Annotated in this window: 20 protein-coding genes; 14 read left to right on the plus strand and 6 right to left on the minus strand. The window is 59.0% G+C overall.

What is annotated here, in order from left to right; translation table 11 throughout:
* Position 1: 1 nt before the first annotated feature.
* The gene (gene moaA, locus GOX66_RS01335) at positions 2-1,009 is read right to left on the minus strand and encodes a GTP 3',8-cyclase MoaA (protein ID WP_170758836.1); all 1,008 of its coding nucleotides are present in this window, start codon (positions 1,007-1,009) and stop codon (positions 2-4) included.
* A gap of 90 nt (positions 1,010-1,099) precedes the next feature.
* On the opposite strand from moaA, the gene GOX66_RS01340 reads away from it, so the two are divergent.
* Positions 1,100-1,516 (plus strand): hypothetical protein, encoded by a 417-nt coding sequence (locus tag GOX66_RS01340; RefSeq protein ID WP_170758838.1) that lies wholly within the window; start codon positions 1,100-1,102, stop codon positions 1,514-1,516.
* Here GOX66_RS01340 and GOX66_RS01345 read toward each other — a convergent pair.
* The 4 genes from GOX66_RS01345 to glmU are packed head-to-tail and all read right to left on the minus strand — an operon-like array spanning position 1,504 to position 5,923.
* Complete coding sequence (locus GOX66_RS01345; protein ID WP_170758840.1) at positions 1,504-2,190, minus strand: DNA alkylation repair protein; 687 nt, start codon at positions 2,188-2,190, stop codon at positions 1,504-1,506. The two genes, GOX66_RS01340 and GOX66_RS01345, sit on opposite strands and share 13 nt — an antisense overlap.
* Before the next feature lie 6 nt (positions 2,191-2,196).
* Positions 2,197-2,739, minus strand: coding sequence for a pyridoxamine 5'-phosphate oxidase family protein (locus GOX66_RS01350; RefSeq protein ID WP_170758842.1), 543 nt, complete (start codon positions 2,737-2,739; stop codon positions 2,197-2,199).
* A gap of 3 nt (positions 2,740-2,742) precedes the next feature.
* Complete coding sequence (gene glmS, locus GOX66_RS01355) at positions 2,743-4,566, minus strand: glutamine--fructose-6-phosphate transaminase (isomerizing) (RefSeq protein WP_170758844.1); 1,824 nt, start codon at positions 4,564-4,566, stop codon at positions 2,743-2,745.
* A gap of 4 nt (positions 4,567-4,570) precedes the next feature.
* Positions 4,571-5,923, minus strand: a complete 1,353-nt coding sequence (gene glmU / locus GOX66_RS01360) for a bifunctional UDP-N-acetylglucosamine diphosphorylase/glucosamine-1-phosphate N-acetyltransferase GlmU (RefSeq protein WP_170758846.1) — start codon at positions 5,921-5,923, stop codon at positions 4,571-4,573.
* Between the two features lie 134 nt (positions 5,924-6,057).
* Between glmU and GOX66_RS01365 the strand changes: the two genes are divergently transcribed.
* From GOX66_RS01365 to GOX66_RS01375, 3 genes are all read left to right on the plus strand, one after another.
* The gene (locus tag GOX66_RS01365) at positions 6,058-6,729 is read left to right on the plus strand and encodes an HAD-IA family hydrolase (protein ID WP_170758848.1); all 672 of its coding nucleotides are present in this window, start codon (positions 6,058-6,060) and stop codon (positions 6,727-6,729) included.
* A 39-nt stretch (positions 6,730-6,768) separates the two neighbouring features.
* Positions 6,769-7,959, plus strand: coding sequence for a DegT/DnrJ/EryC1/StrS family aminotransferase (locus tag GOX66_RS01370; RefSeq protein WP_170758850.1), 1,191 nt, complete (start codon positions 6,769-6,771; stop codon positions 7,957-7,959).
* Between the two features lie 167 nt (positions 7,960-8,126).
* A complete protein-coding gene (locus tag GOX66_RS01375; protein WP_170758852.1) occupies positions 8,127-9,290 on the plus strand; it encodes an isovaleryl-CoA dehydrogenase in 1,164 nt (387 codons plus the stop codon).
* Between the two features lie 50 nt (positions 9,291-9,340).
* Here GOX66_RS01375 and GOX66_RS01380 read toward each other — a convergent pair whose 3' ends face one another.
* Positions 9,341-9,949, minus strand: coding sequence for an OmpW/AlkL family protein (locus GOX66_RS01380; protein WP_170758855.1), 609 nt, complete (start codon positions 9,947-9,949; stop codon positions 9,341-9,343).
* 136 nt (positions 9,950-10,085) lie between these two features.
* On the opposite strand from GOX66_RS01380, the gene GOX66_RS01385 reads away from it, so the two are divergent.
* The 10 genes from GOX66_RS01385 (at position 10,086) to GOX66_RS01430 (ending at position 19,996) form a co-directional block, all read left to right on the plus strand.
* On the plus strand, positions 10,086-11,612 hold the full coding sequence (locus GOX66_RS01385; protein WP_170758857.1) for an AMP-binding protein: 1,527 nt from the start codon (positions 10,086-10,088) through the stop codon (positions 11,610-11,612).
* Positions 11,609-12,187, plus strand: a complete 579-nt coding sequence (locus GOX66_RS01390; protein ID WP_170758859.1) for a hypothetical protein — start codon at positions 11,609-11,611, stop codon at positions 12,185-12,187. Before GOX66_RS01385 ends, GOX66_RS01390 begins: the two co-directional genes overlap by 4 nt.
* Entirely contained in the window at positions 12,184-13,788 is a 1,605-nt protein-coding gene (locus tag GOX66_RS01395) for a carboxyl transferase domain-containing protein (protein WP_170758861.1), read from the plus strand. Before GOX66_RS01390 ends, GOX66_RS01395 begins: the two co-directional genes overlap by 4 nt.
* Before the next feature lies 1 nt (position 13,789).
* Positions 13,790-14,218 (plus strand): ASCH domain-containing protein, encoded by a 429-nt coding sequence (locus GOX66_RS01400; RefSeq protein ID WP_170758863.1) that lies wholly within the window; start codon positions 13,790-13,792, stop codon positions 14,216-14,218.
* Positions 14,219-14,221: 3 nt separating this feature from the next.
* Positions 14,222-16,150 carry an acetyl/propionyl/methylcrotonyl-CoA carboxylase subunit alpha gene (locus tag GOX66_RS01405; RefSeq protein WP_170758865.1) on the plus strand — a complete coding sequence of 643 codons (1,929 nt, stop codon included), beginning with the start codon at positions 14,222-14,224 and terminating at the stop codon, positions 16,148-16,150.
* Between the two features lie 66 nt (positions 16,151-16,216).
* Complete coding sequence (locus tag GOX66_RS01410) at positions 16,217-17,071, plus strand: hydroxymethylglutaryl-CoA lyase (protein ID WP_170758867.1); 855 nt, start codon at positions 16,217-16,219, stop codon at positions 17,069-17,071.
* A gap of 10 nt (positions 17,072-17,081) precedes the next feature.
* Positions 17,082-17,870, plus strand: coding sequence for a crotonase/enoyl-CoA hydratase family protein (locus tag GOX66_RS01415; RefSeq protein WP_170758869.1), 789 nt, complete (start codon positions 17,082-17,084; stop codon positions 17,868-17,870).
* A gap of 680 nt (positions 17,871-18,550) precedes the next feature.
* Positions 18,551-18,898, plus strand: a complete 348-nt coding sequence (locus GOX66_RS01420; RefSeq protein WP_170758871.1) for a hypothetical protein — start codon at positions 18,551-18,553, stop codon at positions 18,896-18,898.
* Positions 18,899-19,106: 208 nt separating this feature from the next.
* Entirely contained in the window at positions 19,107-19,472 is a 366-nt protein-coding gene (locus GOX66_RS01425; protein ID WP_170758873.1) for an NADH-quinone oxidoreductase subunit A, read from the plus strand.
* Positions 19,463-19,996, plus strand: a complete 534-nt coding sequence (locus tag GOX66_RS01430; protein WP_170352611.1) for a NuoB/complex I 20 kDa subunit family protein — start codon at positions 19,463-19,465, stop codon at positions 19,994-19,996. Before GOX66_RS01425 ends, GOX66_RS01430 begins: the two co-directional genes overlap by 10 nt.
* Positions 19,997-19,998: the final 2 nt, after the last annotated feature.

Below are 19,998 nucleotides of genomic sequence, written 5' to 3' on the forward strand. Positions count from 1 at the left end.
GTCAGCCGCCTGTATGGCTCATGTGGCGGCTCATCTTGCCGTCGACCGCCTGACGGGAATAGTCGAAATCATGGCCTTTGGGTTTCAGGTGGATCGCCGCGCGGATCGCGTCCTCAAGCGGTTGCTCGGTGTTGGGGTGATCACGAAGGGCACCGCGCAGGTCGGCCATATCCTCCTGACCAAGGCACATATACAGCTCACCGGTGCAGGTCAGGCGCACGCGGTTGCAGCTTTCGCAGAAATTATGTGACAGCGGGGTAATGAAGCCGATCTTCTGTCCTGTTTCCTCAAGACGAACATAGCGCGCGGGCCCGCCGGTGCGTTCGGCTAGATCGGTAACAGAATAGTGGTTTTCGTATTCCTTGCGGACGTCCTTGAGCGACCAGTACTGATCCAGGCGATCTTCGTTTCCGATATCGCCCATAGGCATGACCTCGATCCAGGTCAGATCCATGTCGCGCTCGGCACACCATTTCGTGATCAACGGCAGTTCTTCCTCGTTGAACCCTTTCAGAGCCACAGCGTTGATCTTGATCCGCAGCCCGGCCTTTTGAGCTGCGTCAATGCCGTTCAGCACCTGCTTCAGCCGGCCCCAGCGGGTGATCTGAGCGAACTTGTCCTCGTCCAGAGTATCCAGCGACACGTTCACCCGGCGCACGCCCGCAGCGTACAGGTCATCTGCAAAGCGATGCAGCTGCGAACCGTTGGTCGTCAGCGTCAGCTCTTTCAGCGCGCCGCTTTCCAGATGCCGCGTCATCGAATTGAAAAACGCCATGATATTGCGCCGTACCAATGGTTCGCCGCCGGTGATGCGCAGCTTTTCGACCCCCATCTTCACGAAGGTCGTGCACATGCGGTCCAGTTCCTCAAGCGTCAGCAGGTCTTTCTTGGGCAAAAACTTCATGTCTTCGGACATGCAGTAGACACAGCGGAAATCGCAGCGGTCCGTCACGGAGACGCGAAGATAGGTGATGGCACGTGCGAACGGGTCGATGAGAGGAGCAGTCATGCGACATAGGTAAAGCTGCAACCACCTCTCGACAAGGGCGAACTGCGCATTGCACTGGTACAGATGCGCGCAGGACGGTAGGTTTCTGGCATGAGGTATATGATTGTAGCGCTGTGTGTTTTGGTTGCCGGATGTGACACGGTCCGGTCGACAACAGACCGTGTCTATGGTGGTGACAAGACACCGGGTGACGCAGAACCAACCGCGGTAGAAGAAACGGTTGAACCGGAACCCATCCCGGCCACCGCGGCCGGTTGGGTTGGGGCAAAGACAACCATTGCCGGGTTGGGAGATCCGACAACACCGGGCCGCTGGCTTGAGACGCCGCTGGTCGACACCGAGTTCACGGGCCGGGTCGTCGTGCCCAGAACCGGGGCGCAGGCCTATATCACCCTGGTTCCGGCATCGGGGCCTGAAGGCGGCGGCAGCCGCCTGTCGTTGGATGCAATGCGGGCGCTATTGCTGCCGTTTGATGAGTTGGTCGAGCTTGAGGTCTATTCCAACTGATCTTTCAGATATTTGCCGGCTTCGCGGCGGGCAAAGGGCTTCATCGCGTCACCATACGTATTCAGAAAGGCAATCACTCGAGCCGGGTCGTGCTTGGACAATTCACGCAACCACCACGCAACGGCTTTTTGGATGAACCATTCGCGATCGGTTACATAACCCGCCGCCCACCCGAGGATTCGGTCACGCCGAAGCAGATCGTCGGGTTTCGGGTGGTTCTGCTTGGTCCAGGGCAGGGTGGCCACCATCGCGGCACGCCGTGTCCACATGTGGTCCGAAGCCGTCCAACATTCCACCTGATCCAATCGGGAAGGGTCAGCTGAGAGGCGTTTCTGCATTGCCAAGCAGGCGTGGTCAGCGACGGCCCAGGCGTCGAAATCCGGCAACCAGCTTTGCAGCAGGTCCCAGACCGCGTCATCGGGCCGGATGCGCGCCTGCGTCAGCAACTTGGCAGCGGCAAGGCGGCCTTCGTGGATGTTGGTTTGCCACAGAGCGTCCGCCAATTCCACGCGCGCGGCCACATCCAGTTCTTGCCGCCACGCTTTGGTCAGGTCATTCAGAACAGGGTTCGCGACCCCCAGATATAGGCGGTCGGCCTTGTGATAAGCCGCCATCTGTTCGGCGCGCTCGGGATCGGCATGGGCCTTGATTTGATCCAGATAGATGTCCGGCATGGAAGTTCAGCCCGGGGCGCGGGTGGGTTTCCCGTCGATGGTCTGGTGGTTCTTTTCCGTCCAATAGGCCTGAATCTGATCGTCGGACTTGCCATCGACCCATTGTTGCATCGTATCCCGCTCAGACTGGTATTCCATGAACGGAACCGCATAGCCGCAAGAAGTTTGGACCAGATCAACATCCAGATCGTAGATCTGCCGAGCGCTTCTGTGGTTCGGGAACAATCTGGCCAATTCGTCCCAACCCTCGTCGCCAAAGTGCAGAGTGTGTGCCGTGCCATAAGTTCGCAGGATCAGCGGCCTTGTCGTGAACGAACACCACATCAGCGTCATGCGGTTGATCTCAAGCAAATGCCCGGCAGTCTCGTTGCCGCTGCCGGTCAGGTTCATCCAGACAATACGGTTGGGCCCGAGGACACGCAAGGAATCCATCCCTTTGGGCGAAATATTGACCCGCCCGTCGGAACCCGCCGTGCCAACGAAAAACATGTGCTGGTCTTCGATGAACTTGCGCTGGGCATCGTCCAGTTCCGGGAACTGCTTGGCCATGCTTCACTCCACCGTGACGGATTTCGCCAGATTGCGCGGCTGGTCCACATCCGTGCCCTTGGCCACCGCCGTATGGTAGGCTAGGAGTTGCGCCGGGACTGAATACAGGATGGGGGCCAGGCTGGGGTGTATGTGAGGCATGCGAATGACGCTCCAGACACCGTCTTCTGCCTCAGCGATTCCATCGTCATCGGACACGAGGATGACTTTGCCTTTACGCGCCATCACCTCTTGCATGTTGGAAACAGTCTTGTCGAAAACCGCGTCGCGCGGCGCCATGACCACGACAGGCATATGTTTGTCAATCAGGGCAATGGGACCGTGTTTCAACTCACCCGATGCATAACCTTCGGCGTGGATATAGCTGATTTCCTTGAGTTTCAGCGCGCCTTCCATCGCCAGCGGGTACATCAGCCCGCGACCCAGGAACAGAACGTCGCGCGCTTCGGACAGGCGCTGCGCCGATTTACGAATTGCACGGCCCTGATCAAGCGCCGTGTTCAGCGCCGAGGGAAGGCCGCGCAGGGCAGCGGCATGATCGGCAATTTCTTCATCTGTCAATGTGCCGCGATCAGCGGCGGCTTTGAGCGCCAGCATCAACAGCACGCTCAGCTGGCAAGTGAAAGCCTTGGTCGACGCCACACCAATCTCGACCCCGGCGTGGATTGGCAGAGCCAAATCGCTTTCCCGCGCGATTGAGCTTTCCGGGACGTTGATCACCGAAACGATCTTGTCCGCCTTGCCCTCGCAATAGCGCAAGGCGGCCAGCGTGTCTGCCGTCTCGCCGGACTGGCTGACGAACAGGGCAAGAGTGCGGTCTACAATCGGAGGCTCACGATAACGAAACTCGCTGGCGATATCGACCTCAACCGGTATCCTGGCAAGTTGTTCGAACCAGTATTTCGCGGTCAGACAAGCATAGAATGCGGTGCCACAGGCCACCATGGTCAGCCGATCCAGTTTCGAAAAATCCAGATCCGCATCGGGCAGTACCACCTGATCGCCACCGGTGGGCAGGTATGACCGGATCGCCTCGGCCACAACGACGGGCTGCTCGGCGATCTCTTTGGCCATGTAATGCTTGTGGCCGCCTTTGTCGGTGCGCGCGTGATCCAGCTTGATCTTGCGCATCTCGCGGTTGGCAAGCTCTCCCACTTCATTGCGAATTTCCAGCGATGTGCGTGTCAGGACCGCCCGGTCGCCCTCTTCCAGATAAGTGATCCTGTCGGTCAGCGGGGCCAGCGCAATCGCGTCCGAGCCCACAAACATCTCTCCGTCACCATGCCCGATGGCAAGCGGTGAGCCCTTTCGGGCTGCGACGATCAGGTCGTCTTCACCGTCAAAAAGGAAGGCCAGAGCAAAGGCGCCCTGCAACTGATCGATGGTTTTAAATGCAGCCTCAACCGGTGACAGGCCGGTTTTAAGCAGATGCTCGGTCATCAGGGCGACGGTTTCAGTGTCGGTTTCCGTCTGGAAATCGATCCCATGCCCAGCCAGTTCGGCGCGCAGTTCCCGGTAATTCTCGACAATGCCGTTATGAACCACCGCCACCGGCCCGGCCTTGTGGGGGTGCGCATTGGTGACCGAGGGCGCGCCATGTGTGGCCCAGCGGGTGTGGCCGATCCCGGATTTTCCTGGCAGAGGATCGTGCACCAGCAGGTCGCTGAGATTTACAAGCTTGCCCACGGCCCGCCGACGCCCCAGTGACCCTTTGCTGACCGTCGCGATTCCGGCGCTGTCATAGCCGCGATATTCCAGCCGTTTCAGCGCCTCAACAAGAATCGGGGCTGCTTCGTGGCTCCCCAGAACTCCAACAATTCCACACATAAACTCAGGCCCCTTTATTCTGGCGAGCCTTTTTCGCCTTCAACATATCAAACAATTTACGCGCATAACCCGGTTTGTTGTCCTGCTTGGCCCGCGCCACGGCAAGCGCGTCGGGTTCAACATCCCGCGTCACAACCGTGCCGGTTGCCGTCATTGCGCCGTCACCGACGGTCACCGGCGCCACCAGCATGGTGTTGGAGCCAACAAAGACATTTTCGCCAATCGTAGTGCGATGCTTCATCACGCCGTCATAATTGCAGGTGATCGTGCCCGCGCCGATATTCGTCGCGGAACCCACCGAGGCGTCACCGATATAGCTGAGGTGATTGACCTTGGCGCCTTCGCCGATCTCGGCGTTCTTGACCTCAACGAAATTGCCGACGCGCGCGCCTTCGGCCAGTTCCGCACCGGGGCGCAGGCGGGCATAGGGACCGACAATGGCGTCACGGCTAACGTGGCAACCTTCCAGATGCGAGAACGCCCTGATCGTCGCGCCGCTTTCGACGGTGACACCGGGGCCGAAAACCACGTTGGGTTCAATTACTGTGTCGCGGCCGATCACGGTGTCAGCGGCCAGATACACGGTTTCGGGTGCCATGAGAGTCACGCCCAGGTCCAGCAGTTCGGTGCGCGCGTGGGCCTGAAATACAGCATCCGCTGCGGCCAGATCAGCCCGTGAATTGACACCCAGTGTCTGCGCCTCATCACAGGCAACAGCGGTGACCTTCAGGCCGCGGGTGCGTGCGATTTCTACGACGTCGGTCAGATAGTATTCTTCTGACGCGTTGTCGTTTCCGACGGTGTCGATCAGCGAAAACAGTGTATCGGCATCACAGGCCAAAAGACCAGAATTGCAAAAGGTTATCGCGCGCTCTTCATCAGACGCGTCCTTGAATTCAACGATACGATCAAGGTTTCCACCGCTCATTATCAATCGCCCGTATCGGGCAGGATCGGTGGCCTCGAACCCCAGAATGACCAGATCGTTTTCAGCGCGCGCCGCGATCATCCGCTCCAACGTGTCGGGCTGCAGAAACGGCGTGTCGCCATACAGAACCACCACGTCGCCTTTAAAGCCCTTTAAGGCTTCGCGCGCCTGCGCGACAGCATGTGCGGTGCCCAGCTGCTCGTCCTGCACTGCGATCTTGGTCCCGTCGTCCTCTGCAGTGGCGACCTTGGCAACGGCCTCGGCTCCGTGACCAGTAACGATTACGGTGCGCTCGGGCGCGAGAACCGCGCCGGCGCGCATGGCGTGAACCAGCATCGGCGTCTGTGCGATCGGATGCAGAACTTTGGGGATATCCGAATTCATCCTGGTGCCTTTTCCGGCGGCAAGGATGACAAGGGCAGTGCTCATGAAATCGATTTCTCTTTGTGTTTTGTTGCTGTCCGTTTTATCCGCTGGGGGCAAAGGCGCAAGCGGTTCGGGCATCAAACAAGATTGCCGTTTGCAACACGACACGGCGAAATCCCGCCGAGGCAGGAGGCAAAATGCGCACGGTAATCTTCGATCTGGACGGAACCTTGGCCGATACCTCGGGCGATCTGCTGGCCGCTGCCAACCACTGTTTCCGCCAGATGGGGCACGGGGATGTGCTGGTTGACGGGCAGGATGCAGCCGTTGCGCTGCGAGGCGGGCGGATGATGCTGACCCACGGGCTGAAGCGGGTCGGAGCTTATGATGAGGACACTGTTCATGCCTATTATCCGACGCTGCTTGATGCCTATTCGCAGGAGATTGATACCCATACAAAGTTCTATCCAGGCGCGCTGGAAGCGGTGGAACTGCTGAAATCCGCAGGTTACGGCGTCGGCATTTGCACCAACAAGCCCGAGGCGCTGGCCCATCAGCTGCTGACACAGATGGGGGTACGGGACCGGTTTGCTTCGTTGGTCGGGGCCGATACGCTGCCGGTGCGAAAGCCGGACCCGGAACCATTGCGCGAAGCTGCGCGTCGGGCCGGAGGGCACCCGGACCTTTGCGTACTGATCGGGGATTCCGACACGGACCGCAATACGGCGCGGGCGGCGGGGGTGCCGTCGGTGCTGGTCACGTTCGGACCGTCCGGGGACGATATGGCTGCGCTGGAGCCGGAAGCCTTGCTGCACCATTTCAATGATCTTCCGGCTCTTGTGGCCGGGTTGATCGGTGAGGCGGCGTGATCTCTTGACCTTGACCGTCAGCGACATCACAACGAACTTATGACTGAGATATTCACTGGCAGTTTCACCCAGCAGGAACCCATCCCGGAAGAAGCGATAGAGGCCGCTCTGGCCGTGCTGCGCCACGGGCGGCTGCACCGCTACAACGTCGCGCCCGGAGAGTTGGGCGAAACCGCGCTGCTGGAACAGGAATTCGCAACGCAGATGGGGGCCAAGTACTGCCTGGCTGTCTCTTCCGGCGGATACGCGCTGGCCACGGCGCTTCGGGCAGTGGGCGTGCAGCCGGGTGATCCGGTTCTGACCAACGCGTTCACTCTGGCGCCGGTGCCGGGGTCGATTGCCTCTGTCGGGGCTAAACCGGTCTTTGTGGGCGTGACGGAAAACCTGACAATTGATCTGGATGATCTCGAGGCCAAGCTGGATCAGGCCCGCGTACTGATGCTGAGTCACATGCGCGGGCATTTGTGCGACATGGACCGGCTGATGCAGATATGCGACTCGGCCGGGGTGATCGTGATAGAGGATTGCGCGCATACGATGGGTGCCGCGTGGCGCGGGCAGTCTTCGGGGCGGCAGGGTGCCATCGGATGCTACTCGTGTCAGACCTACAAACATGTCAATTCGGGTGAGGGTGGCCTGCTGATCACCGATGACGAAGAACTCGCCGCCAAAGCCACGATGCTGTCTGGTTCCTATATGCTGTACGAACGCCATCTTGCCGCGCCTGGCCCAGAAGTGTTTGAGCGGATAAAATACACCACTCCCAATGTCTCAGGCCGTATGGACAACCTGCGCGCGGCTATTCTGCGCCCACAGTTGCGCGAACTGGACCAGCAGATTCACCGTTGGAACGAACGCTATTCCGAGATCGAAGCAGGTCTTCGCGGAACGACCGGCCTGACGATTGTCGAGCGGCCCGTGGCAGAAACGTATGTAGGTTCGTCCATCCAGTTTCTTTTGCTCGACTGGTCTCCAGAGCGTATTGCCGAAGTGATCCGGCGCTGCGCGACGCGTGGTGTCGAGCTCAAGTGGTTCGGCGGGGCAGAGCCGACCGGTTTTACCTCGCGCTATGACAGCTGGCGCTATGCTGACAGCACGCCGATGCCGGCAAGTGATCGCGTTCTTGCCGGGATCATGGATATGCGCGTGCCGCTCACGTTTTCGTTGCAAGATTGCCGCCTTATTGCGCGCATCATTCGTGCCGAAGTTGGCGCGGTTTTCCAATCCTAATCCAAATGAGTGCGCCTTTGGCGCACACCCTATAGTTTGCGCAACCGCCTGTCGCGCGGCTGCTTTGTCGTGCCTATGGATTTTGATCAGAGACGTTGACCGGGCGTGGGAAGGCTGATATCAGTTTATTGAACAACTGTTCATTTATGCGGAGGAGGAGATCGCGTATGTTCACGGCTACCATGCAATTTGATCTGGGCGAGGACGTGAACGCCCTGCGCGAGATGGTGCACCGCTGGGCGCAAGAGCGGGTCAAGCCGATGGCGTCAGAGATCGACGCCTCGAACGCGTTTCCCAACGAGTTGTGGAAAGAGATGGGTGAGTTGGGGATGCTCGGCGTCACGGTGCCCGAGGAATATGGTGGGGCGGGGATGTCCTATCTGGCCCATACCGTCGCGGTTGAAGAGGTCGCTCGGGCGTCTGCTTCGGTCTCCCTGTCTTACGGGGCGCACTCGAACTTGTGCGTCAACCAAATCAAGCTGAACGGCAATGACGAGCAAAAGGCAAAGTATCTGCCGCGGCTGATCTCGGGTGAGCACGTGGGCGCGCTGGCGATGTCCGAGGCGTCGGCGGGATCTGACGTCGTGTCAATGAAGCTGCGCGCGGAAAAGCGCAACGATCATTACCGGCTGAACGGCAACAAGTACTGGATCACCAACGGACCGGACGCGGATACTCTGGTCGTCTATGCCAAGACTGACCCGGATGCCGGATCAAAGGGGATCACCGCTTTTTTGATCGAGAAGGAGATGAAGGGATTCTCGACCTCGCCTCATTTCGACAAGCTGGGGATGCGTGGATCGAACACTGCGGAACTGATCTTTGAAGATGTCGAGGTGCCCTTCGAAAACGTTCTGGGTGAAGAGGGCAAGGGCGTAGCGGTACTGATGTCCGGGCTGGACTACGAACGTGTGGTTCTGGCCGGGATCGGAACAGGAATCATGGCCGCCTGCCTGGACGAGATCATGCCCTACTTGTCCGAGCGAAAGCAGTTCGGCAAACCTATCGGTAGCTTTCAGTTGATGCAGGGCAAGATTGCCGACATGTACACCGCGATGAATTCTGCGCGGGCCTATGTATACGAGGTTGCTAAAGCCTGTGATCGGGGGGATGTGACTCGTCAGGATGCGGCGGCGTGTTGCCTCTATGCCTCGGAACAGGCGATGACACAGGCGCATCAGGCGGTACAGGCAATGGGCGGAGCCGGGTTCCTGTCGGATTCAGCGGTCAGCCGTATTTTCCGCGACGCCAAGCTGATGGAGATCGGTGCGGGCACCAGTGAAATCCGCCGAATGCTGATTGGGCGGGAACTGATGAGCAAGATGCTTTGAAAAAAATAACGCCCCGCCGGAGAGGTCCGCGGGGCGTTGTCTGAATAGGATCAGAATCGATGGACGTAGGACACACCGACCAACCAGGGATCGATTTCAGCGGTTCCCATGTCGTTGCCGTTCAGCGTGACGTCCGAATCGATGTCAAACCAGCGCACGTTCAGACGCACGGCGCCTTTTTCGGTGACCATGTAATCGAGACCAGCCTGCAGGGCGAGACCGACCGAGTTATCCAGTTTCAGATCGCCCAGGCCCGATTTCTCGTCAAAGAAGATGGTGTAGTTGATGCCGGCCCCGACATAGGGTTTCCAGGCGGAATTGGTCGGGAAGTGATAGTTCAGCGACAGTGTGGGCGGCAGATGCTTGACACTGCCAGCGTCGATGCTGCCGTTCAGTGTGATGTCATGGCTGTACGGAGTGGCGGCCAGCAGTTCGACGCCAAGATTGTCGCGAAGGAAATACTCGACGGTAAAGATCGGGCGGGTGTCCGAATCCACTTCGACGTCGAGACCGCCGGTCAGCGTCCCGTTGTCGGATTTCGGGTCCAGGTAGCCAACACCGACACCCACGGTCCAGTCGCCCTGGTTCTGGGCAAAGGCAGGGGCTGTAAGCGCGACCAGCGCAGTCGTAAGAGTCAATGCGGCGAGTTTATTGGACATTTTAGAGCCTTTGAATTTGTTGATGTTTCGGTTGTGCAGGGCGCGGTCCCTGGCAACTCTGATCTGCATCAAGTTCTTGGGGGTTCGCATCAATGCACACGCTCTGGAAGTGTTAGAAAAATAAGGGGTTTTGGCCATGCATCCCACTAACCGCATACCCGGTTTGCGGGAAACGGGGGGCTGGGTAATTCCGGACCGGATCAACATGGCGCGGCAATGTCTGTCGCAATCTCGTGACAGCGTGGCGATTGTCGATCTTACCGAAGGTGGGTGTAAAACGATCACCTTTGGCCAGTTGGAGCGCTTTACAGACGGTATCGCCCGGACATTGCAGCAACATGTGAAACCCGGAGATTGCGTGGGTGTCTTGCTCAGTCAGTCGCCATGGTGCGCGGCGGCGCATCTGGCGATCTGGAAGGTTGGCGCGATCTCGGTGCCGTTGTTCAAACTGTTCAAACATGACGCTCTGGCCTCGCGCGTCGGTGATGCAGGGGCGCAAATCGTACTGACAGATTTGGATGGGACCACATTGCTGGGTGATCTGGCCCGGCCTGTGTTGGTCGAGCAGATATCACCGTCAGATGACCCGCTGTCCTTTGCAGATACCGGCCCCGAAGACCCGGCGATTCTGATTTATACCTCGGGCACCACCGGCAGCCCAAAGGGCGCCTTACACGGGCATCGGGTATTGACCGGGCATTTGCCGGGCGTTTCGATCAGCCACAACCACCTGCGCGACGGTGACTGCCTATGGACGCCCGCCGACTGGGCCTGGATCGGCGGGTTGTTCGATGTGTTGATGCCCGGGCTGGCGCTGGGCATTCCGGTCGTTGCCGCACGGCTGGACAAATTCACACCTGAGGCATGCGCTGATGTCGTCGCACGCGGCGGGGTACGGAACGTGTTCTTTCCCCCGACCGCACTGCGGATGCTGAAAGCTGCAGATCAGGCGATACCGGGTTTGCGTTCGGTTGCGTCGGGCGGAGAACCCTTGGGGGCCGAGATGCTGGCCTGGGGTCAGCAAGCGTTTGGCCTGACGATCAACGAGTTTTACGGCCAGACCGAGTGCAACATGGTCGTGTCCTCCTGCGCCGAGGATTTCCCCGTCCAGCCCGGCTGTATCGGCAAACCGGTGCCGGGTCATGAGGTTGCTGTGATCGACGACGATGGCAATCCGACGGATGAAGAGGGCGACGTGGCCATCCGGCACGGCTCGGCTTCGATGATGCTGGAATACTGGAACCGGCCTGTCGCCACGGCCGAGAAATTCCGAGGTAACTGGCTGATCACCGGAGATCGCGGCGTGTGGGAAGGCGACTATCTGCGATTCGTAGGTCGCGATGATGACGTAATCACCTCGGCAGGCTACCGCATCGGCCCGGCTGAGATCGAGGATTGCCTGCTGACCCACCCGGCGGTGGCGACGGTGGGCGTGGTCGGCAAGCCCGATCCGCTGCGGACCGAGATCGTCAAGGCGTACGTGGTTCTGAAGCCGGGTGCTGAGGCATCGGAGCCGGAATTGCAGGACTGGGTCAAGGACCGTCTGGCGCAGTATTCCTACCCGCGCGAGGTGGCGTTTCTGGAGGAACTGCCGATGACGGTGACGGGGAAGGTCATTCGGAGGGAATTGAAGGCGTTGGCCTCGAGAGAGGCCGCGCAATGAAATCAGCTTTTAAACTTGAGCGCGACATGGCGTCTCTTCCAAAGACGGTGGAAATTGAATGCCCAAACTGCCAAAAACCTGCGAAATTCGTACCTGCAGAACTAGAAGTGCGCCCCAACCAGTCAAACGCTGCCGAGGTCCGGCGGGACACTGTTGTCATGAAGTTTGAGCACCCAAGGCGAAACTACGCAAATTGGCACCGAGAGCATGAACTCATCTACATTGGCCTTGGCGGAACGAGCATTCATTCGCCCGACGGCCTCTATCCGGTAGGTATGCATAGGCATCAGCTAAGTTCTCTGTGGGGAACTTCGATTTGCGGAAATTGCCATGTGCCGAAGAAAACTAAAATCAATTGGCCGCAGGACGCATTTTTCCAACTAAGTTTTTCGGGTCGATTGCTGTGGTTTTATAACAGAGCAAATGTCATTGCGATGTTGGAATTGCTGAGCGGCGCAGATGCGGTTGGCCACCCGTGGGGATACTGGTTCGACCGAAAACTCCCAACAGTATTCAAAACAGTCAGAGCTCACCGGCAATTGCCTGCAAAACTAAAAAGGATGCTGCGCGCATGAAACTCACATCCAAAGCCATGCCCGCCTCCGAGGGCTTCAAAGCAAATCGCACGGCGCATCTCGATGCGCTGGCGCAAATCTCTGCCGCTGCCGAAGCGGCCCGCATGGGCGGAGGTGAGAAATCCCGCGCGCGGCATGAATCTCGGGGCAAGATGCTGCCGCGCCGTCGGGTGGCGAACCTGCTCGATCCGGGGTCTCCGTTCCTTGAAATCGGCGCGACGGCGGCTCATGGGATGTATGGCGACGCCGCGCCGTGTGCTGGTGTAGTCGCAGGCATCGGCCGGGTGCAGGGGCGCGAGGTCATGGTGGTTTGCAACGACGCCACCGTGAAGGGCGGCACCTATTATCCGATGTCGGTCAAGAAACACCTGCGCGCGCAGGAGATTGCCGAGGAAAACCATCTGCCCTGCATCTATCTGGTCGATAGTGGCGGCGCGAACCTGCCCAATCAGGACGAGGTCTTCCCGGACCGCGATCACTTTGGCCGCATTTTCTATAATCAGGCGCGGATGAGCGCGAAGGGCATCCCTCAGATCGCGGTGGTCATGGGATCCTGCACGGCGGGCGGGGCCTATGTCCCGGCGATGTCCGATGTGACGATCATCGTCAAGGAACAGGGCACGATCTTTCTGGCCGGTCCGCCTCTGGTCAAGGCTGCAACCGGTGAGGTCGTCAGTGCCGAGGATCTGGGTGGCGGTGACGTCCATACCCGCCTGTCTGGCGTGGCCGATTATCTGGCCGAGGACGACGCGCACGCTTTGGCTCTGGCGCGCCGCGCAGTCGGGTCACTGAACCTGCGCAAGCCGCAGACAGTGGATTGGGCAAGCCCCGAAGACCCGGCCTATGACCCCGAGGAGATACTCGGCGTCGTTCCCGCTGATCTGCGCACGCCTTACGACATTCGCGAAGTGATCGCCCGGCTGGTCGATGGCTCGCGATTTGACGAGTTCAAGCCGCGCTTCGGCGAGACGCTGGTGACGGGCTTTGCCCATCTCAAGGGCTGCCCGATCGGGATCATCGCCAATAATGGTGTCCTGTTCTCGGAGGCCGCGCAGAAGGGCGCGCATTTTGTCGAGCTTTGCTCGCAGCGGAAAATCCCTTTGGTCTTCCTGCAGAACATCACCGGGTTCATGGTCGGACGAAAGTACGAAAACGAGGGCATCGCGCGTCATGGCGCCAAGATGGTGACGGCGGTGGCAACGACCAATGTGCCGAAGATCACAATGCTGGTTGGCGGCTCGTTCGGGGCCGGAAATTATGGAATGGCAGGCCGTGCCTATCAGCCGCGATTCCTGTGGACATGGCCGAACTCGCGGATTTCCGTGATGGGCGGTGAGCAGGCCGCGGGCGTACTGGCCACTGTCAAACGCGACGGGATCGAGCGGCAGGGCGGCACATGGTCCGCCGAGGAAGAGGCCGAATTTAAACGCCCGACATTGGAGATGTTCGAGGAACAATCGCACCCTCTATATGCCTCCGCACGGTTGTGGGATGACGGCATCATTGATCCGCGCAAAAGCCGCGATGTTCTGGCCCTGTCGCTGAACGCCGCGCTGAACGCCCCGATCGAGGAGACACGTTTCGGCGTGTTCAGGATGTGAGATGAGCACCGAATTGGAACGGATAAAAGAACGCTATCCCGATGCGCAGACATTTAAGTTTGGTGACAGTAAGTCCTTGTGTGACGAGTTACTGGCGCTTGTCAGGTCCGGGGCAAAGACCGCGACTTGTGGCGCACTCAGGGATTTTCCAGCGGGGAGTGCTGATATGCCAAGGCCGGGTCGACGCGACATTGCTCTTGAGTGGGACGACCGACCGGCCTTGGTGATCGAGACCGTCGATGTCTCGATCTACAGGTATTGCGAGGTGACCGAGGAGTTCGCTTTGGCCGAAGGTGAGAACAACACGCTGGAAGGATGGCGCGACGGGCACCGACGGTATTTTGAGCGCAATGGCGGGTTTGATCCCGAGATGGAACTGGTGTGCGAGCAGTTTCGTCTTGTCGAAGATTTGGCATCTGAGGGGCGATAGAAAATGTTTAACAAAATCCTAATTGCCAACCGGGGCGAGATTGCCTGCCGGGTCATGGAGACGGCTCAGAAGTTGGGCGTCTCTTGTGTGGCGGTTTACTCGGATGTGGATGCCTCGGCCAAGCATGTGCAGATGGCCGATGAGGCAGTGCATATCGGCGGCGCGGCGCCAGCGGAAAGCTACCTGAAGGGGGACGTGATCATTCAGGCGGCGCTCGATACAGGTGCACAGGCGATCCATCCCGGCTATGGTTTTCTGTCCGAGAACCCTGACTTCGTGGATGCGGTTGAGGCTGCGGGTCTTATCTTCATAGGTCCCTCGGCGGATGCGATCTGTAAGATGGGTTTGAAGGATGCGGCGAAGGTTCTGATGGAGCAGGCGGGTGTGCCGGTTGTTCCAGGATATCACGGTGACAATCAGGATCCTGAACATTTATCGGGAGCAGCAGATACCATCGGCTATCCGGTGCTGATCAAGGCCGTCGCCGGCGGCGGCGGGAAAGGCATGCGCCTAGTCGAACGCCCCGAAGATTTCGCCTCGGCATTGGACAGCGCCCGCGGCGAAGCCAGGACCGCCTTTGGCAATGACGCCGTTCTGGTCGAGAAGTTCGTCGCCAAGCCGCGCCATATCGAGGTGCAGGTGTTCGGCGACGGTACCCACGCGGTGCAACTGTTCGAACGGGACTGCTCGTTGCAACGTCGGCACCAAAAGGTGATCGAAGAGGCTCCGGCCCCCGGCATGACGCCAGAGATGCGCAAAGCGATGGGTCAGGCTGGTGTGCGTGCTGCCGAAGCCATCGGGTACAAAGGGGCAGGGACGGTTGAGTTCATCGTTGACGGCTCGGACGGTCTGCGCCCGGATCGGTTCTGGTTCATGGAGATGAACACACGCCTGCAGGTGGAACATCCGGTGACCGAGGCCATCACCGGCGTCGATCTGGTGGAATGGCAGTTGCGCGTTGCTTCGGGTGAGGCGTTGCCGAAGCAGCAGGAGGAATTGTCTATCACCGGGCACGCGTTTGAGGCGCGTCTGTACGCCGAAGATGTCCCCAAAGGGTTTCTGCCTGCTACGGGTACACTGACACACTTGCAGTTCCCATTGTCTTGTCGGGCTGACAGTGGTGTGTGCGCTGGCGACACGATCAGCCCATGGTATGACCCGATGATCGCAAAGGTCATTGTTCACGGTGCCACACGCTCGGTCGCCCTTGAACAACTGCATCGCGCCCTGCAGCGCACCGAGGTTGCGGGCACCGTCACCAACCTTGCCTTTCTGGGCGCGCTGACCCGGCATCAGGGGTTTGCCGCCGAGGATGTGGATACGGGCCTGATTGGCCGTGATCTGGATGCGTTGGTGGAGGAAACTCCGATCTCGGCGCAATCATGTGTTGCTGCGGCGATGACCGCGCTGGATCTGGTGGATACGAACGAAGACAGCGGGTTTTCGCTGTGGGCTCCGCTGCACCGGGCCGTGCAGTTGAAGGCCGAGGATGTCATTGATCTGGACGTTCAGGTCGAAAGCCCGGATCGCCAGACATGGCAGGTCGGCTCAGAGACAGTCATCGCGCACCGTTCTGCCGGATGCTGGTCCATCAATGGGGAGCCTATGCCGCGTGTTGCGGTCTCAGGCTCTCGGGTCACTGTGTTCGAAGACTACGGGCAGGCGTTTGACATAGTTGATCCTCTGGACCGCGATGCAAGTGCCGGTGGCGATACCAATGTGATCGAGGCACCAATGCCCGGTCTGGTCAAAGCCGTCTTTGCGCAGGTGGGACAGGCCGTACAGGAAGGCGACCGGCTGGCGGTGCTCGAGGCGATGAAGATGGAGCATTCTCTGCTGGCCGCGCGTGACGGCGTTGTGGCCGAAGTTCTGGCCAACGCGGGTGCTCAGGTTGAGGCCGGGGCTGCCCTGGTCAGGCTGGAAGAGGAATGACCTGTCCCGTTCCCGTACAACGTGGCACAGTCAGTTTGAAATTGGTCAGCAGGAAGGGGCACAACCATGGATGAACGGGTCGAGATCTTCGAGGTAGGGCCGCGCGACGGGCTGCAGACCGAAAAGCGCGAGATCCCGGTGGCCGAGAAGGTTGCTCTGGTCGATTGCCTCAGCCGTGCTGGGTTCAACAGGATCGAGGTGGCCAGCTTTGTCTCGCCCAAATGGGTGCCACAAATGGCGGGCAGTGCTGAAGTGCTGGCCGGGATCAAGCGGGCCGAAGGGGTTCGTTACGCCGCATTGACGCCGAACATGCGCGGTTACGAAGACGCGCTGGCAGCAAAAGCGGACGAAATCGCTGTTTTTGCGTCGGCCTCCGAAGGATTCTCGAAAGCCAATATCAACGCAACGATTGCTGACTCCATCGAACGCTTCACTCCGATACTTGAGGCTGCGCGTCACATTGACCTGCCCGTGCGTGGCTATGTGTCATGCGTTACTGACTGCCCTTATGACGGTCCAACCCCCCCCGAAAAAGTGGCAGAGGTAGCGGATCGGTTGTTTTCGCTCGGTTGCTACGAGGTTTCTCTGGGCGACACGATCGGGCAGGGGACGCCGGATGCCATCGCCCATATGCTTTTGGCTGTGCGCGACCGCGTGCCGGTGACTCGGCTGGCGGGTCATTTTCACGATACGAACGGCCGGGCCATCGACAATATCGATGCCGCGCTGGCGCTGGGCATTCGGACGTTCGACACAGCGGTTGGTGGTCTGGGCGGGTGCCCCTATGCACCCGGTGCCGCCGGGAACGTTGCCACCGAAGCCGTCGCGGCGCACCTTGAGCGGCTTGGGTATCAAACCGGGCTCGATCTGGCAGTTGTGGAAGAGGCTGCGCAGATGGCGCGAGCCATGCGGGCTGAATGAGGGAGCAGGCATGTTTGAAACGATCTCGGTGACCACAGACGCGCGTGGCGTCGCCACGCTGACATTGAACCGTGCAGAAAAGCACAACGCAATGTCAGCCTGGATGATCGCCGAATTGACGCAGGCAGCGGGGCAACTGGGTGCAGATGGCTCGGTTCGGGTCGTGATTCTGACCGGTGCGGGCAAGAGTTTCTGTGCCGGCGGTGATCTGGGTTGGATGCAGGATCAAATGGCTGCCGATCCCGACACCCGATTTGCTGAGGCCCGCAAGCTGGCCGAGATGCTGCAAGCACTGAACACAATGTCTAAACCGCTGATTGGGGCGTTGCAGGGCAATGCTTTCGGTGGGGGCGTCGGGCTCGCTTCGGTTTGTGATGTGGCAATTGGCGTGGATACCGTGAAGATGGGCCTGACAGAAACCCGCCTTGGCCTGATCCCTGCGACGATTGGCCCATACGTGATCGCCCGCATGGGCGAGGCACGCGCGCGGCGCGTGTTCATGTCAGCCCGATTGTTCGACGCCACAGAAGCAGTTGAGCTTGGGTTGCTGGCCAAAGCAGTCCCTGCCACCAAACTTGGCGATGCGGTCGAGGCCGAAGTTTTACCCTACCTATCCTGCGCGCCGGGCGCGGTTGCCTCGGCCAAGGAATTGGTCCGGACCCTGGGGCCGCGTATCGACGATGCCGTTATCGATCAGACGATCCGGGCGCTGGTGGACAGATGGGAAACCGACGAGGCACAAGAGGGAATCGGTGCGTTCTTCGAAAAACGAAAACCTGCTTGGGTAACAAATACCTGACTTCATTTAACAATCTGAAATACCTAACCTGGGCACTCGCATAAGGAGAGTGCCGTGTCGATACGACTATTACGGCTGCATTTCGAATATGTGTCGCCCTGAATCGAGCGATTCTAACGACACTTATTTGTCTCAATATTTGGGCGGCGGGAGCCCTTTGGCTGATGCCAGATGCCGGACAGGCAACAATGTCCTCGACATCAGCGATTTTCATCGCATTTTTCTTTGCCTTCATACCGGCGTTAGGTTTTTGCGCCGCAGTATTGACCATCGGGGTCGTGCTGCGCGGATCAAAACTGGCACTGCCGGCAAGCCTTGTTTTTTTGGACTGTGTTTGGCGGAGCGGTGCTCGGGAGAAATGGAGACGAGTTAAATATCTTGACTGCTGTTGCGATCGGGGCGTTAGCCGGGCTGATTTTTTGGCTGTTGTTAGCGGGGGTTAAGCACTCATCGGATGTTGGCGGTACAGAATTTTCGCCAGTTCGTGGCGGGACCGCTTGATATCGCTGGCGTTCGTGGGGGCCGGGCTGTTTTTTCTGGGTAATGGACTGTCTGACCGGATCGAAAATGCTTTTTAAAATGAGGATATTGCAGTTCCCGCTTTTCAGGATGAGTTCTTTCGCCCTTTGACAGCCGGGGAGCTAAAGGCCACGAGGCGTTTTCCGTCGGTTGAAACTTGCATGCAACAGGGTATGGAAGACGGCGTTTTGCCTGAACTCGATTGGTCACGCATTCACAATTCGCACGAAGCTAAAGTTTGTATTTTCCGGGCCTTACAGCTTTCAGATGATGTAGAGCAGGCAGCCGACTGGCTCGATTTGCAAGGACTAGGAGTTAGCCGGGAAAACTCGGACGGATCGCCTACAAAACTCCGAAAAGGCCGAGATGGCGACTATTACATCCACGCAGGACGTACGATCCGCCGATCTGTCGGTGACACCTATGTCTACACGCCGTTGTACAAGGCCAGAACACCGCTTGCGCAGTTATTAACACTGACCGCCTATGGCATGTCTATTTATGTCTAATACAAGGCAGGTGAGAAGCGACCCTACGCCGTCTCAATCAGTTCCAGCACCGTTTGAACCGCTGAATTCTCAAGGTATATCAAAAATGAACGTTTTTTGAGGGGCTGGTTGCCGTTGACCCTCTGACCCCGCACGGATAGAGAATGTCCAGTCAACACGCCAATTGACGGCGCACCCGTTCAGGGCATGCGCAGGAAAGGAGCTATTCGTGGAAGACCTGTTGCGGGAATATCTCCCGATCCTGGTGTTTCTGGCCGTTGCCGTAGGCCTTGGAATCGTCCTGATTCTTGCGGCTGTGGTGCTGGCCGTCCGTAATCCCGACCCCGAAAAGGTCAGCGCATATGAATGTGGCTTCAATGCCTTCGACGATGCGCGGATGAAATTCGACGTCCGATTCTATCTGGTTTCGATTCTCTTCATCATCTTCGATCTGGAAATCGCGATGCTGTTCCCATGGGCCGTCGCCTTCAAGGACATCAGCGATGTCGGGTTCTGGTCCATGATGGTGTTCCTGGCGGTGCTGACCATCGGCTTTGCCTATGAATGGAAGAAAGGGGCCCTGGAATGGGAGTGATGACGGGTGCAAACACCGCTGGCGTCGACAAGGAAGTCGCCACCCAGGCCCTGAACGCCGAGCTGCAGGACAAAGGTTTTCTGCTGACCTCAACCGAAGACATTATCAACTGGGCGCGTACCGGTTCACTGCATTGGATGACCTTTGGTCTGGCCTGTTGCGCGGTGGAGATGATGCACACCTCGATGCCACGTTACGACGCTGAGCGATTCGGGATCGCGCCGCGCGCGTCCCCGCGCCAGTCCGACGTGATGATCGTTGCGGGAACGCTGACCAACAAGATGGCCCCGGCGCTGCGCAAGGTCTACGACCAGATGCCCGAGCCGCGTTATGTAGTCTCCATGGGGTCCTGTGCAAATGGCGGTGGGTATTATCACTATTCCTATTCCGTCGTGCGCGGCTGTGACCGCGTCGTTCCGGTGGACATCTATGTCCCCGGCTGCCCTCCGACCGCCGAGGCACTGCTGTACGGTCTGATGCAGCTGCAACGCAAAATCCGCCGTACCGGCACAATCGTACGCTGAGG

Origin of the sequence: Ruegeria lacuscaerulensis (genome assembly GCF_013031245.1) — a bacterium.
GTDB classification, from domain to species: Bacteria; Pseudomonadota; Alphaproteobacteria; order Rhodobacterales; family Rhodobacteraceae; genus Ruegeria; species Ruegeria lacuscaerulensis_C.